At 46.7% G+C, this 14,243-nt stretch carries 13 protein-coding genes; 8 read left to right on the forward strand and 5 right to left on the reverse strand.

Going from position 1 to position 14,243, the window contains the following annotated elements; all coding sequences use genetic code 11:
- Window positions 1-314 precede the first annotated feature (314 nt).
- The 5 genes from rlmH to DCMF_RS16770 form a co-directional block, all read right to left on the reverse strand.
- Window positions 315-794: a 23S rRNA (pseudouridine(1915)-N(3))-methyltransferase RlmH gene (rlmH, locus tag DCMF_RS16750; RefSeq protein ID WP_148135473.1), complete on the reverse strand. Its 480-nt coding sequence runs from the start codon at window positions 792-794 to the stop codon at window positions 315-317.
- Window positions 795-859: 65 nt separating this feature from the next.
- Window positions 860-1,999 carry a S1C family serine protease gene (locus DCMF_RS16755; protein WP_214658674.1) on the reverse strand — a complete coding sequence of 380 codons (1,140 nt, stop codon included), beginning with the start codon at window positions 1,997-1,999 and terminating at the stop codon, window positions 860-862.
- 54 nt (window positions 2,000-2,053) lie between these two features.
- On the reverse strand, window positions 2,054-2,887 hold the full coding sequence (locus DCMF_RS16760) for an MBL fold metallo-hydrolase (protein ID WP_148135474.1): 834 nt from the start codon (window positions 2,885-2,887) through the stop codon (window positions 2,054-2,056).
- A gap of 228 nt (window positions 2,888-3,115) precedes the next feature.
- Window positions 3,116-4,369 (reverse strand): UDP-N-acetylglucosamine 1-carboxyvinyltransferase, encoded by a 1,254-nt coding sequence (murA, locus tag DCMF_RS16765; RefSeq protein ID WP_148135475.1) that lies wholly within the window; start codon window positions 4,367-4,369, stop codon window positions 3,116-3,118.
- A gap of 132 nt (window positions 4,370-4,501) precedes the next feature.
- Window positions 4,502-5,407 carry a helix-turn-helix domain-containing protein gene (locus DCMF_RS16770; protein ID WP_148135476.1) on the reverse strand — a complete coding sequence of 302 codons (906 nt, stop codon included), beginning with the start codon at window positions 5,405-5,407 and terminating at the stop codon, window positions 4,502-4,504.
- A gap of 287 nt (window positions 5,408-5,694) precedes the next feature.
- On the opposite strand from DCMF_RS16770, the gene DCMF_RS16775 reads away from it, so the two are divergent.
- The 8 genes from DCMF_RS16775 (at window position 5,695) to DCMF_RS16810 (ending at window position 14,216) form a co-directional block, all read left to right on the forward strand.
- The gene (locus DCMF_RS16775) at window positions 5,695-7,620 is read left to right on the forward strand and encodes an aconitate hydratase (RefSeq protein ID WP_148135477.1); all 1,926 of its coding nucleotides are present in this window, start codon (window positions 5,695-5,697) and stop codon (window positions 7,618-7,620) included.
- A 71-nt stretch (window positions 7,621-7,691) separates the two neighbouring features.
- On the forward strand, window positions 7,692-8,729 hold the full coding sequence (gene citC, locus DCMF_RS16780; RefSeq protein WP_148135478.1) for a [citrate (pro-3S)-lyase] ligase: 1,038 nt from the start codon (window positions 7,692-7,694) through the stop codon (window positions 8,727-8,729).
- Window positions 8,730-8,775: 46 nt separating this feature from the next.
- The gene (gene citD, locus DCMF_RS16785) at window positions 8,776-9,069 is read left to right on the forward strand and encodes a citrate lyase acyl carrier protein (protein WP_148135479.1); all 294 of its coding nucleotides are present in this window, start codon (window positions 8,776-8,778) and stop codon (window positions 9,067-9,069) included.
- On the forward strand, window positions 9,070-9,951 hold the full coding sequence (gene citE, locus DCMF_RS16790; protein ID WP_148135480.1) for a citrate (pro-3S)-lyase subunit beta: 882 nt from the start codon (window positions 9,070-9,072) through the stop codon (window positions 9,949-9,951). It begins immediately after the preceding gene.
- 10 nt (window positions 9,952-9,961) lie between these two features.
- A complete protein-coding gene (gene citF / locus DCMF_RS16795; protein WP_148135481.1) occupies window positions 9,962-11,521 on the forward strand; it encodes a citrate lyase subunit alpha in 1,560 nt (519 codons plus the stop codon).
- Between the two features lie 2 nt (window positions 11,522-11,523).
- On the forward strand, window positions 11,524-12,060 hold the full coding sequence (citX, locus tag DCMF_RS16800; RefSeq protein WP_148135482.1) for a citrate lyase holo-[acyl-carrier protein] synthase: 537 nt from the start codon (window positions 11,524-11,526) through the stop codon (window positions 12,058-12,060).
- 5 nt (window positions 12,061-12,065) lie between these two features.
- The gene (citG, locus tag DCMF_RS16805) at window positions 12,066-12,938 is read left to right on the forward strand and encodes a triphosphoribosyl-dephospho-CoA synthase CitG (RefSeq protein ID WP_148137956.1); all 873 of its coding nucleotides are present in this window, start codon (window positions 12,066-12,068) and stop codon (window positions 12,936-12,938) included.
- Between the two features lie 27 nt (window positions 12,939-12,965).
- Window positions 12,966-14,216 (forward strand): MFS transporter, encoded by a 1,251-nt coding sequence (locus DCMF_RS16810; protein ID WP_148135483.1) that lies wholly within the window; start codon window positions 12,966-12,968, stop codon window positions 14,214-14,216.
- Window positions 14,217-14,243 lie beyond the last annotated feature (27 nt).

Below are 14,243 nucleotides of genomic sequence, written 5' to 3' on the forward strand. Positions count from 1 at the left end.
ATATATATATTTGTCAATTAATCGACATGTTCACTACAATAACTTACTTTTATGCAATTTGTCCCAATCCTAAAATAATTGCCTTAGTATAATGGGCTAAGAAAACTAGACAACAAAACAGCCTGATTTAAGTGTTTTGCAATCATGTTTATTTTTGGGGGGACAATGTCTAAAACGTTAATAACCCCCTCTGCCAATACTGCAGAAGGGGCTATTAACGATCTTAATGAACTTAACAATTGCCTAAGCATTTCTTTATTATTTAGTACAGGCCGAGGCAAGCCTTCCCGTTTAAATACTTCCAAAATTATCCGTCACTTATGATACGGATGTCCCATATTAATCTTAAAAGCCCGATACACCTGCTCCAACAGAATCAGCCGCATTAACTGGTGGGGAAAGGTCATGCGCCCAAAGGACAGCCGGAAGCCCGCCTTATTCAGGAGATGGTCGGCCAAACCGACGGAACCGCCGATGAGAAAAGTCAGATCACTTTTTCCTTTCACACCCAAGTCCTGCAGCATGGCAGCCATTTCTTCCGAGGACAGGTTCTTGCCTCGAATATCCAGGGCAATTAAGTAGGTACCTTCTTTCAGGTACCTACTGATTTTTTCCCCTTCTTTGTCTTTAATGATCTTTAATTCGGTCTCTGACGGATGGTCTTGCGTCTTTTCGTCAGGGACTTCCGTAATTTCCACCTTGGCATGGGGAGAAATTCTCTTTATGTATTCGTGAATCCCCTCGGTCAAATATTTTTCTTTCAATTTCCCCACGGCAATAATTCTAATATTCATGCAGCCTCCACAGAAAATACTCCGGTTTCCGCGTACAGATGATGTTGCGTCAATGATCCCGGCTCTTACTGTTCCAATTCTCCCAGTTTTACAGAAAGGCTTACCTTTTTACTATCCCGCACCACGACTACCGGTACAGTATCTCCCACTTTTTTGCTGAATATTTCATTTTGCAGATCAAACCGGTTGGTTACTTTTTTGCCGGCAATTTCAATGACAATATCATACCGTTTCATCCCTGCTTTAGCGGCTGGTCCCGAGGGCTGGGGATCAATCAAAACTCCATAATCCACACCCAGGTCGTTGTAGTCGGCCAATTCTTTGTCCACATCACGGATCATCCACACCCCTAAGGCCGGCCGGATCACCTTTTTGTATTTCACCAAATCCGCCACAATCTGCTGCACATTGTTGGAAGGAATGGCGAAACCCATGCCTTCAAAGCCTTCCCGGGCAATCTTGATGCTATTGATGCCGATGACCCTTCCTTTCACATCAACCAGGGCTCCTCCGGAATTTCCCGGGTTAATCGCCGCATCTGTCTGAATCAGCTTGAACTGAAGCCCCTCTTCAGTAATAAGCAGGCGGTTCAGGCCGCTGATAATGCCCTGGGTTACCGACCGGGCAAATTCCGTCCCTCCGGGATTTCCAATGGCCACTGCCACATCGCCCACGCGCAGGTCGTCGGAATTACCGAAACGGGCTACCGTGAGATCACCTGCATTAATCTTAATTACGGCCAAATCCGTCCTGGGATCTGTTCCCACCATTTGACCAGGAACCTGCCGGCCGTCTGCCAGGCTGACGATCAATTTACTGGCCCCTGCCACCACATGGTTGTTTGTGACGATGTAGCCGGCAGAATCAAAGATCACTCCGGATCCGGTACTTTTCTCCACTTCCTGTTCTCCCTGAAAAAAGTCGGAGTATACGTCTAAGTTGCTGATGCCGACAACTGCCGGTCCTACCTGTTCCGCAATAGTCACCACGGCAGTCTTTCCCGCAGTGTTTCCTGAAGGCGGGATGTTAATTTCCGGAGTTGTCCTTGACTCTCCCGGGGGCACCTGGGCAGGGCCCAATAAGCCCAAAGCCTTCGCCCCGTTAAGAGCAATGAGTCCGCCTACTACTGCACTGATCAGCATCATCGCTACAAAAAAAAGAAGGCCCCGTCGTCTTTCATAATGATTCTCGTTAAAATAGCTCATAATTTTTTCATCCCTCCTCCCATATTGTACCAATAAACAGCACCGGATATGCCTTTATAAACGTTTAATTTTTATCAGGGGGTGGGCTGCGTAGCGCGGGGCAACGGTAAGGTCGACCGCATCCAGAATACCTGTTTCCCGCAATGTCTCAGCCACCGAGTTAAAGGCAATTTGAGGAGTATTGTTTACCTCGCTTAAATGAGCGAGAACCACCTGCCGGGTATCCCCGGTAATCAGCTCCGTTAAAGCTTCCCCGGCGGTCCGGTTGGATAAATGGCCCCGGTCACCGGCAATGCGTTTCTTTAAAGGGTATGGGTAGGGTCCGTTTTTCAGCATCTGTTCATCATGGTTGGCTTCAAAAATGAGGGCATTGGCACCGGCAAGGACTTTTTTCATGCCGGCCGTGACACAGCCCGTATCGGTGGCAATGCCTATTTCACCGTCCTGATGGAAAAAGGCGATTCCCACCGGCTGGACGGCATCGTGGCAGGTTTTAAAAAACTCCAGTTTCAGATCGCCGATTTCCATGCCGTAGTCATATTCTCTTTTATTCTGCTCATCCACTTCCCCGATGCAAGCCAGCTCGGTCCACGTCTTGGGAGAAGCATAGATGGGTATATGATAGCGCCGGGATAAGACTCCCAACCCCTTAATATGGTCAATATGCTCGTGGGTAACCAGTAAGGCCTGGATCTCTTTGATATCAATATGTAACTCGCTCAGGGCCTGGACAATCCGTTTTCCCGAATGTCCCGCGTCTACCAGAACCTTGGTGCTTTCCGTCCCCACATAAATACAATTCCCTGAGCTCCCGCTAAAGAGAGTGGCACATTCCATGATTTCATACCCCTTATCTAAAGTTAGGGGACACACCTCGATGTGTGGCATTCCTAACCCACCGGAGGAATGTCCCCAATTTATGTCAGGGGCCACACCTCGTCCAAGAGACAAGAAAGGAAGTCAGCGTTAGGAGAAAGACAACCATCTTATTTATTGCCTCTTACCTCTTGACTCTTGTAGCAAGGAATGTCCCCAATTTAATCAAACTAGTAAATTAGGCATTTGGGGGCAAATTCCTTCTAAAAAATGAAAAATCGCTTACAGCGATTTTTTCATTTAGTCTGCTCTCATGATATCGGCCCCTAGGTGAGACAGTTTCCTCTCGATATTTAAATAACCCCGGTCAATGCTTTCCAGGTTATGAACTTCACTTTGGCCTTCCGCTGCTAAGGCAGCTAAGACCAGTGCCGCACCCGCCCTTAAGTCCAGCGCTTTCACGGATGCCCCGTACAGCTTTTCTACCCCTAAAATCACCGCGGTACGCCCTTCCACCTTTATCTTAGCGCCCATTCTTTTCAACTCATGGGCCAACTGGAGCCTGTTTTCAAAAACATTCTCCATAATCATGCTGGTTCCCTCAGCCAAAGCCAGCAAGGCCATCATCTGGGACTGCATATCGGTGGGAAATCCCGGGTAAGGAAGGGTCTTTACATCAATGGGTTTAATTGTCTCAGGGCCTATTACCCTTATGCCTAAATCATTTTCTTCAATGTAGACCCCGGCCTCCTGAAGTTTCGCACTCACCGGCTTGATATGGGTAGGGATCACATTCTCCACCAGAATATTTCCCCGGGTGATGGCTGCCCCCACCATAAAGGTGCCCGCCTCTATGCGGTCCGGAATAATCCCGTATCTTGTCCCCTGCAAGCGCTTGACCCCGGTAATTTTAATCACATCGGTTCCGGCTCCCCGGATTTTTGCGCCCAAGGCATTTAAAAAGCTGGCTAAATCCACTATTTCCGGTTCCTTAGCCACATTTTCCAGGATAGTTTGTCCCTCTGCCACGGCAGCGGCAATCATAATATTCTCTGTCGCTCCTACACTGGGAAAATCCAAATAAATTCTCGCCCCGCGCATGCGGGAGCGGGATGCCTTGATATAACCGTGCTCAATAGAAATTTGGCAGCCTAATTGAGTCAGCCCTTTGATATGAAGATCCATAGGCCGGGATCCGATCTGACACCCGCCCGGCAGTGATATTTCCGCCACCCTTTTCCGGGCCAGAAGAGCGCCCAGAAGGAGATTGGAAGCCCGCAGGCGTTTAACCTGATAATAGGTGGCGACATGGTCAATTTCTTCCGGTACCCTCAGTCTTAAGATTTCTTCATCCATCCAGCACACATCGACGCCTAAGGAACTTAATATATCAGATAAAATCATCACATCCTGGATCTGGGGAACATTTTCCAGTACGGTCTCTCCCTCTGCCAGTAATGATGCGGAAATAATGGCCAAAGCGGCATTTTTTGCCCCGCTTATTTTGATGCTTCCTTCTAATCTGGAAGGCCCTTTGATGATCAACCTGGACAAGCTTAACCCTCCTTTATTACAATACCGTATTTATATATTCTTTTAATTAACGTTTTATTCCTCCCCGGATTTAAAATTAAAGACCTCCTGCGGCCTTTTTTTCAGAGGTTATTGCTGACATGCGATCCAGGTTTATTTGATGGAAGATATATACGTGTTTTTGAAGCTGGTGGGAGACATGCCATTCAACTTTGAAAAAGTGTTGGAAAAATAATTAGGGTCGTTAAAACCAACTTTTACAGCAATTTCTGAAATGCTTTTATCCGTTTGGATTAAAAGTTGTTTTGCGTGTTCCATACGGAGTTTATTAATATAGGATTTAATCGACATTTTTACAGTCTTTTTAAAAATATGACTTAGAGTAGAAACACTGCAATGGCAAAAATACGCAATATCTTTCGCAGATATTTGAGCATAATAATTTTGCTTAATAAATTCTATCGCATGAGACAAGATATAGTTTATTTCCGGGCGGTTTTTTAAGTTTGCTTTGGGTAAACTTTTATTCGTGATCAGCAGACCGGTATAGATATGAGAGATGTATTCCGCCAGTATTCCTAAAATATTGCTCATAAATTTATGATCATATTTGTTTTGCCGTATCACCAGTGCAAATTTATCAAGTATCAAAGAAATGTTCATATTATAGCGTTCCGATACGGCTTTAATTCTTTCCGCAGCTTTATCTTCACGGGTGCAGAAAAGGCCGGCATAAATGACGCCCACCACATGGTCCGCACAAATAATGGGAATAACATATTCTTCTAATCCGCAGTAGCACATGCCATAAAACGGCCCTTTTACCTTTTCGGATTTTTCAAGTATTTTATCTCTCATTTTATAGCATTTTTTATAAAGAGTCTTATTTGATTTTACGTAAAGGCAAAAAGGATTTTTGTGAATCATATAAGGTTGCAAAACCGCAGTGACGTCTGGGTCTGACAATAATAGTCCCGTAAAATCATTAATACAGAATTCAAGTTCAAATTCGTTTGTTAAATACTCCAGGTAATGATGAATAGCAGTGTATTTTGCCATCTCAGTATCCTTTATTTTCACTAATGATCTAGACTTTGATATCCTAAAATTGATTTAATAGTGAAAATGCTTTATTACTTTACGCCATACTTTTAATTATATCATGATCCGCAATAAAAGGACCGTTAAAAAATAACTGATCCGTACTCATCATGATTAATAAATTTTGCACGATTTTCTAGATGAAATACATTTTTTTAAAGGCAGTGTTTTTGGAGAGTCTATATAATAAAACCCATATTTAAGCAGTATAAAGCTATTTATCAAGCGAAATCGGGAGGTATATCATGTCTGGGACAATAACGGAAAAGATACTGAGACAGCATATTGTCGAGGGAAAAGCTGTCGTAGGTGAAGAGGTGGCCTTAAAAATTGACCACACCTTAACACAGGATGCCACCGGAACCATGGCATATCTGCAATTTGAAGCCATTGGCATTGACCGTGTGAAAACTGAGTTAAGTATCAGCTTTGTAGACCACAATGTCCTGCAAACAGATTCAAAAAACGCAGATGACCACCGTTATCTGCAATCTGTGGCCCAGAAGTACGGGCTGTATTTTTCCAGACCCGGAAACGGGATTTGCCACCAGGTTTACCTGGAGCGGTTTTCCTGTCCGGGAAAAACCTTAATCGGCTCCGACAGCCATACACCTACTGCAGGAGCGATTGGCTCTTTTGCCATCGGTGCGGGAGGACTGGATGTTGCTGCCGCCATGGCCGGCGAACCTTTTAGAATAAAATATCCTGCCGTTGTGGGTGTAAAGCTTACCGGCAGGTTGTCCGACTGGGTTTCCGCAAAAGATGTCATCCTGGAAGTACTCAGGCGAATCAACGTAGACGGCGGATTTGGCAAGGTACTGGAGTATTTTGGACCCGGATTGAAAAACTTAACTGTCCCGGACAGGGCTACCATTACGAATATGGGGACAGAAACCGGATGTACCACCAGTATTTTCCCCAGTGATGAGGTTACGCAGAAATTCCTGAAAGCACAGGGAAGGGGAGAACAGTGGCAAGAAATCATGCCTGATGAAGACGCCCGGTATGATGAAATCATGGAGATCAATTTAAGTGAATTGGAGCCTTTGGTGGCTCTTCCCCACAGCCCGGGTAGGGTAAAACCGGTGCGGGAAGTTGCCGGTTTAAAGGTCAACCAGGTAGCCATCGGCTCGTGCACCAATTCTTCTTTAAGAGACCTGAAAGTGGTGGCCCATGCCTTAAAAGACAAAACTGTCTCTCCAAACCTTCATCTCACGGTCAGTGCAGGATCCCGCCAGGTTGTTGAGCATTTAATCGACAGCGGCGAAATGAAATATCTGATCCGGGCCGGAGCACGCATACTGGAAAATACTTGCGGACCTTGCATTGGCATGGGTTCCGCGCCCTGTTCTTCCGGTGTGTCCGTGAGGACATTCAACAGAAATTTTGAAGGCAGAAGCGGCACAAAAGATGCTCAGGTTTTTCTGGCAAGTCCCGAAGTGGCCGTTGCATCCGCATTGACAGGGACTTTATCAGATCCGAGGGAGTTAGGCGACTATCCAAAGTTCGAAATGCCGGATCAGTTTTTGATAAATGATAACATGATCATAGAACCGCTGCCTTTCGAGGATGCGAAAAATAGCAAGGTTGTCTACGGACCAAATATTAAGCCTTTGCCTACATTTTCACCCCTGGCGGATGTATTGAAGGGAGAGGTTCTCGTCAAGCTGGGGGATAATATCACCACGGATCATATCATGCCGGCCGGTGCAAAAGTTTTGCCTTTGCGCAGTAATATCCCGGAAATATCTAAATATGTTCTGAAAGCGGTCGACAAAAATTTCTCTAAAAATGCCCTGGAAAAGAACGGGGGATTTATCATTGCCGGCGAGAATTACGGCCAGGGTTCCAGCCGCGAGCATGCGGCACTGGCACCCAAATATCTGGGTATTAAAGCTGTGATCGGGAAATCCTTTGCCCGTATCCACCTGGCAAATTTAATAAACTTTGGTATTGTGCCGCTCACTTTTGAAAACCCTGGTGATTACGACATGATTGAGACGGGAGACTTCTTAGAGGTGGGAATAGGCGATCTTCAAGGGGAAGTTTTCTTGAACAACATCACAAAGGGAACAAAAATTAAATTGGTGCACACACTCTCCCCATTAGATGCTAAAATATTAAAGGTTGGAGGCAAACTCCCCTGGATAAAAAAGAATGTGGCAAATTAGCCAGACAGGACCGCTGCCTATGGGATAATCGACAAAATAAAAGCGTGATAAATTAAGGAGTTCTTTTACGGATGGAATATTTAATGGAAGAGGTTCTCAAACCCACATCGCAAAGTGAAAGGGAAAGACTGGGCGCTTTTCTGAAAAAGCAAGGGCTCACCGTCGATCAGGATCTTGAATATTCCATGGTGCTTACTGACGGCGGCAGAATCGTCGCTGCCGGTTCTTTTGCCGGCCGGGTACTCAAATGCATTGCTGTTGATGAAGCGTATCAAGGCAGGGGACTCTCCGCCCGGGTTATTACCCATTTGGTAAATGAGCAATATCAAAGAGGCCGAACCCATCTATTTATTTATACGAAGCCGGAGAACAAACTTATTTTTTCGGAATTGGGCTTCTACCCGGTTGCCGAAGTGCCGATGAAGGTAGTTCTGATGGAGAACAGAAGGGACGGGATAAAAAAATATCTGGAAGAAGTCTCGGCAGGAAGAAAAAAAGGCGGCCTTTGCGGAGCAATCGTTGTGAATTGCAACCCTTTTACCCTGGGGCACCAATACTTAATCGAGTATGCCGCGGCAAGATGTGACATCCTGGACATTTTTGTTTTGTGGGAAGATAGATCCAGTTTCCCTTCAGAGGTACGATACAGGCTGGTCCAGGAGGGTGTACGGCATATTCCCCATGCAGCCGTTCATAAAGGAAAGGATTACATCATATCTGAAGCTACTTTTCCGTCCTATTTTATCAAAGAATATCAGGATTATGTAGAAACCCATGCCAAGCTTGACATCACCGTTTTTGCCGAACATATCGGGCCGGCATTGGGCATCGTCAAGAGGTTCGTGGGAGAAGAGCCCTATTGCCCGGTGACATCCGTTTATAACCGTATCATGAAAGAGATGCTGCCGGCTAAAGGGATTGATGTAGAAGTCGTACCGAGGGTCTCTCACAAAGGAAAGGCGATTAGCGCTTCCAGAGTCCGGGAACTGATCCAAATGGGCGAGATGGATGAAGTAAAAGAGCTTGTACCGGAAACAACGTATCATTATTTACTATCTGACGAGGCCAAGGAGGTTATCAAGAAGATTCAGTCGAAGAATACGCCTTAGAATGAGTAATCGATTGCTTGAAATGTTAAAAGAAGGGGTGAAGTAAGTGGAGATCAAAAATGTGGGAATGGCCGGAACCCTTGAATCCAGTGATATTATGATCCATATTGAGAAGAATGAAGGCAAAGGGATCGAAATTGAGCTGAAAAGTACGGTGGAAAGCCAGTTTGGCAGTCAGATCAAAAAGGTGATTACAGCAACATTGGAAAAAATGAGCGTAACGGATGTACTGGTACGGGCAAATGATAAAGGGGCCCTGGATTGTACCATTCAGGCCAGGATGATCACGGCCGTGAATAGAGCGGCCGGGGCCAACTGCCAGCCATGGGAGGTGGAGTAGATGCAGAAGCTGAGACGGACGATGCTGTTTGTTCCCGGAAACAATCCCGGCATGTTGCGGGATGCCCACATTTATGGCGCCGATTCCATTATGATCGACCTGGAGGATTCGGTTTCCATCAAGGAGAAGGATGCTGCGCGCCTTCTGGTATATCATGCACTGAGAACTTTTGACTATGGTGAAACGGAGGTAATTGTGAGGGTCAATGGGTTGAATACGCCTTTTGGCAGAGAGGACTATGAAGCAATTGTGCGGGCCAGGCCCCAAGCGATCCGCATGCCTAAAACAGAAACTCCTCAGGATGTGGTGGAAGCAGACCAGTTGATCACAGAGATTGAGAAGGCCGTTGGCATGGAACAGGGCACCATCAAAATATTTGCCGCTGTTGAAAGCGCAAAAGGCGTGCTCAATGCCCAGCACATAGCTGCAGCGAGCAGCCGGTTGATTGGTATCGCCCTGGGCGCGGAGGATTTTGTCACAGATTTAAAAACCACACGCTCCCTGGACGGGATTGAGCTTTTGACGGCCCGGAGCCTGATCTTGTTTGCGGCGAGAGCCGCGGGAATTGATGCGGTGGATACGGTGTTTTCCAATGTTAACGATGAAGAAGGGTTTAGAAACGAGGTTAAGCTGATCAAACAGCTTGGGTTTGACGGCAAATCCATCATCAACCCCAGGCAGATTGGCATTGTCCATGAAATATTTACACCTAGCCAAGAAGAGATTGCCAAGTCTGTGCGGATTATAGAAGCCAGTGCTGAAGCCGAAGAGAAAGGCTCGGGAGTGATCAGCCTGGACGGCAGGATGATCGACAAACCCATTGTGGAAAGAGCACGCAGGGTGCTTGCTCTGGCGGCAGCAGCAAAAGTAAAGTTGAAATGAGGCTGATATCATGCAGAATGGAGTAAACAGAGAAGTTCCCATACAAATTGAAGGGCTGGGGATGCTTCGGCCTTTTCAAAGTATCCAAGGATACGGTCCGGTCAAAAACATTGAGAGACTAAAAGAGCGCCAGATGAATCCCAGCAAGAATAAAATTATCGGTTCCCTGGAAGAAGCAATCAGGGCCACCGGCTTAAAAGATGGCATGACCATATCCTTCCATCATCATTTCCGCAACGGAGACTTCATTGTCAACATGGTCATGGATGTGATTGACCGGATGGGATTTAAGAACCTTGTTCTGGCCCCAAGTTCCCTGACGGATATTCATGCGCCCCTGATCGGGCATATTAAAAACGGTGTAATCCGCAGGATCGAAACCAGCGGCTTGAGAGGGGAACTGGCCGGTGCCATTTCCAACGGATTAATGGACATCCCGGTGGTAATCAATTCCCATGGAGGCCGGGCCAGGGCCATTGCCTCAGGGGAGCTTCCCATCGATGTAGCTTTCTTAGGAGTCCCTTCCTGTGATCCCTACGGCAATGCCAACGGCTATTCCAGGCAAAATACGGCGGCATCTGCCTGTGGTTCCCTGGGCTATGCCAAGGTGGACGCCCAATACGCTAAAAATGTGGTCTTGATTACAGACAACCTGGTGTCCTATCCGAATGTGCCTTTTGGCATACCGGAGTCCCAGGCGGACTATATCGTGGTGGTAGATTCCATCGGAGACCCGAAGGGAATTGTATCCGGTGCCACCAGGTACACCAATAACCCCAAGGACCTTCTCATTGCCAAAAGTGCGGCTGATGTCATTGAGGCTTCGGGCTATTTTACGGACGGCTTCTCGCTGCAAACCGGGTCTGGAGGAGCATCCCTGGCCACGACAAGATTTTTACGGGAAAAGATGATCGCGTCCAATATCAAAGCCAGTTTCGCTTTAGGCGGCATCACGGCCCAGATTGTGGCCATGCACGAAGAGGGTCTGATCCACCGGCTCCTGGATGTGCAGAGCTTTGATCTGACCGCTGTGGAATCCCTTCAACACAACAGGTTCCACCATCAGATCGATGCAGAATACTATGCCAGTCCGGACAATGAAGGGTGTGCCGCCCACCAGTTGGATGTCGTGGTATTGAGTGCTCTTGAAATAGACCTTGATTTCAATGTCAATGTCATTACCGGCTCGGACGGCGTGATCCGGGGGGCTTCCGGCGGGCACAGCGATACCGCGGCCGGAGCATCTGCAGCCATTATTGTGGCCCCGCTGATTAGAGGCAGAATGCCCAGTATTTTGAACCGGGTGAATACGGTGGTTACTCCGGGGCATACGGTGGATGTGCTGGTAACGGATCAAGGGATTGCCGTCAATCCATTAAGGAAGGATATTGGGGAAAACCTCAAAGCGGCAGGGATTCCTACGCTCTCTATTGAAGAGTTGAAAGCAAAGGCCGACCGAATTGTTGGTACGCCGGATCCCATTCAATGGGAAGATAAGATCGTTGGTATTGTCAAATACCGGGACGGGTCTGTGATTGATGTGATCCGCCAGGTAAAAAAAGGTGTCTGAAAATGACCCACCCATGTGAGATCACCCTGGCGCAGCTGCTCAAAGCCCGGGATGAGCGGGCGGAAAAACAAAAAGAATTAATCAAAAAATTCGACTTGCCCGTGATATCGATGACGGTTAACATACCGGGGAAAAATAAAAAAACCTCTGCCAGCACCCGTATTTTCAGAGAGGGCTGCCATGTACTGATCGAAAAGATGGAGGAAAATGAAAATCGTCTCCTCTATGTTGAAATACGTGAGCCGAATACCGGTTCTGAGGCTTATGTTGTCGTCAAGGCCGATGCACCTGCGTTAAAGGAATTGATGCTTCAGATTGAAAATGAGCATCCCTTAGGAAGATTATGGGATCTTGATGTAATTGGGCCTAATGGGTCTGCCATTTCCCGTGAAGAGCTGGGATATCCCAAGCGCAAATGCCTGTTATGCGAGGAAGATGCCCATGTTTGCGCCAGAAGCAGGGCGCATCCTGTAGAGCTTCTCCTAGAAAAGATTCAAACCATTGCGGATGCATATTTTTCCGGAAGGATAGTAGAGTGAAATATATGGTTGCATATTGCGAAGCTGTAGGACGATGTGCTGTTACCGCCCTGCTTTACGAAGTCTCGGCAACGCCCAAGCCCGGATTAGTGGATAGGCTCAATCAGGGCGCCCATAAAGACATGGATTTTTTCAGTTTTATGGCCAGTACCGCTGCCCTTTCTTCCTATTTCATAAAATGTGCTTTTCAGGGCACCATGTTTGACGGAGATGATCTTGGGAGGCTTTTCCAAAGCCTGCGGCCTTTGGGAAAAGAAGCGGAAGACGCCATGCTGCGGGCCACCGGAGGGGCCAACACCCACAAGGGATTGATATTTTCCATGGGAATTATTTGTGCTGCGGCAGGCAGGTGTCTGAAAGGGAAAAAAGACGCCTGTCTGGATGCGGAAGAAATATGTACCCTGGTTTCCTGTATGACACGGGGCTTGTGTGCAAGGGAGCTTTATGCCCTGAAGAAGGCAGCAGGATTTACCCATGGGGAAAGGATCTATCAAAAATACGGGTTCAGGGGAATCCGGGGAGAAGTGGAAAACGGATTCCCCACCGTAAGGACCTATTCCCTGCCGGTGCTAAGACAATTGAAATCCAGGAAGGATTACCCCATAAATGATATCCTTGTTCAGACCCTTTTGCATTTGATGGCGGTAAATGAAGATACAAATGTTGCGGCAAGACACGACAAGGAAACGCTCAACTATGTGAAAAGATATGCATCCGAAGCACTTGATGCAGGGGGCATGTTTACTGCCGAAGGGATCGATCTCATTCATGCCATGGACCGTGATTTTATCATCAAAAATATCAGTCCGGGGGGAACGGCGGATTTACTCGCAGTTACGATTATGTTTGATCTTCTGCAAGGTACCCGCCTAATTTGAAAATCAGTAAACGGGAGAGCATAAATCATGAACGTTGCGCTAAGGGCCAGACTTGGCCGGACCTTTCCTGCCCTGACTCATAAAAATTTTCGTTATTTTTGGTTTGGTCAGTGCCTATCACTCATGGGCACCTGGATGCAAAGAACTGCCCAACAGTGGTTGGTCTATACGATCACGAAATCTGCATTTTTACTCGGGGTCTTAGGGGTTGCCCAGTTTGGACCCATGCTTATTTTTTCTCTTTTTGCCGGTGTTTTTGCCGACAGGTATCCCAAAAAATCGGTACTCCTATTTACGCAAGCAGCGCTGATGATCCAGGCCTTCATTTTGGCTGTCCTGGTTTTGTCCGGACATATTTATTATTGGCAAGTCCTGATTTTGGCTGCAATACTGGGTTTGGTCAGCACCCTGGATATGCCTACCCGACATTCTTTTATCATTGAATTAGTGGGCAGAAAAGATTTGACCAATGCCTTAGCCCTCAATTCCAGCATCGTTAATTTAGCCCGGATTATCGGCCCGGCTTTAGCCGCTTTATTAATGGCAAATGTGGGTGCCGGATTCTGTTTTTTCTTAAACGGCATCAGCTTCATTCCGGTACTCATCGGTTTATATCTCATTCGTCCTCAGCAAATTACCATAGTGAAAAGAACAGAGAACATGCTTAAGAGCATCGCGGACGGATTCAAATACATTATCCGGAAGCCGGTTTTATCCTGTGCTGTTCTTACCGTGTTGGATGTAGGGACATTCGCCATGAACACCAACGTGCTCTTCCCGGTTTTTGCTGATCAGGTTCTCCACAAGGGTGTACATGGTTATGGTTTTCTCCTCTCGGCGATGGGTATTGGTTCACTTGTTGGTGCCTTGTTGGTTGCGACTCAAGTCCGTACCGACCCGAAACGGCGGACCATGTTTGCCAGTTCTTTGATCATCGCCGCCTTGCTGATCATGATATTCTTTATTCATTCTTATTTTTTAGCCGTAATCGTAATTGGGGGTATTGGTTTTTTTAATATTATTTTTATGAATACGGTAAATTCTACTTTGCAGTTAAACTCCAATGACGAATATCGGGGCCGCACCATGAGTTTCTACTCTCTTTCTCTTGGTGGAACTACTCCTATCGGCAATTTGTTTGTCGGCGGTTTTACCCAGAAATTTGGGCCCTCTGTTGGCTTCTTAATGTGTGGTGCCGTAACGGGAATTTTCATACTGATGATCATTGGCCGGACTCGATGGGCGGAGAGAAAACAATTAACGCAGCCCATGTCATAATGAAAAAAGCCCTTTCGGGCTTATGAA

The sequence above is a fragment of the Candidatus Formimonas warabiya genome (assembly GCF_002777255.1).
Classification (GTDB): domain Bacteria; phylum Bacillota; class Dehalobacteriia; order Dehalobacteriales; family Dehalobacteriaceae; genus Formimonas; species Formimonas warabiya.

Coding starts and splice junctions, on each gene's coding strand:
- rlmH (WP_148135473.1), bottom strand. CDS start 794: ATGAATATTAGAATTATTGCCGTGGGGAAATTGAAAGAAAAATATTTG.
- DCMF_RS16755 (WP_214658674.1), bottom strand. CDS start 1,999: ATGAGCTATTTTAACGAGAATCATTATGAAAGACGACGGGGCCTTCTT.
- DCMF_RS16760 (WP_148135474.1), bottom strand. CDS start 2,887: ATGCCACACATCGAGGTGTGTCCCCTAACTTTAGATAAGGGGTATGAA.
- DCMF_RS16770 (WP_148135476.1), bottom strand. CDS start 5,407: ATGGCAAAATACACTGCTATTCATCATTACCTGGAGTATTTAACAAAC.
- DCMF_RS16775 (WP_148135477.1), top strand. CDS start 5,695: ATGTCTGGGACAATAACGGAAAAGATACTGAGACAGCATATTGTCGAG.
- citC (WP_148135478.1), top strand. CDS start 7,692: ATGGAATATTTAATGGAAGAGGTTCTCAAACCCACATCGCAAAGTGAA.
- citE (WP_148135480.1), top strand. CDS start 9,070: ATGCAGAAGCTGAGACGGACGATGCTGTTTGTTCCCGGAAACAATCCC.
- citF (WP_148135481.1), top strand. CDS start 9,962: ATGCAGAATGGAGTAAACAGAGAAGTTCCCATACAAATTGAAGGGCTG.
- citX (WP_148135482.1), top strand. CDS start 11,524: ATGACCCACCCATGTGAGATCACCCTGGCGCAGCTGCTCAAAGCCCGG.
- citG (WP_148137956.1), top strand. CDS start 12,066: ATGGTTGCATATTGCGAAGCTGTAGGACGATGTGCTGTTACCGCCCTG.
- DCMF_RS16810 (WP_148135483.1), top strand. CDS start 12,966: ATGAACGTTGCGCTAAGGGCCAGACTTGGCCGGACCTTTCCTGCCCTG.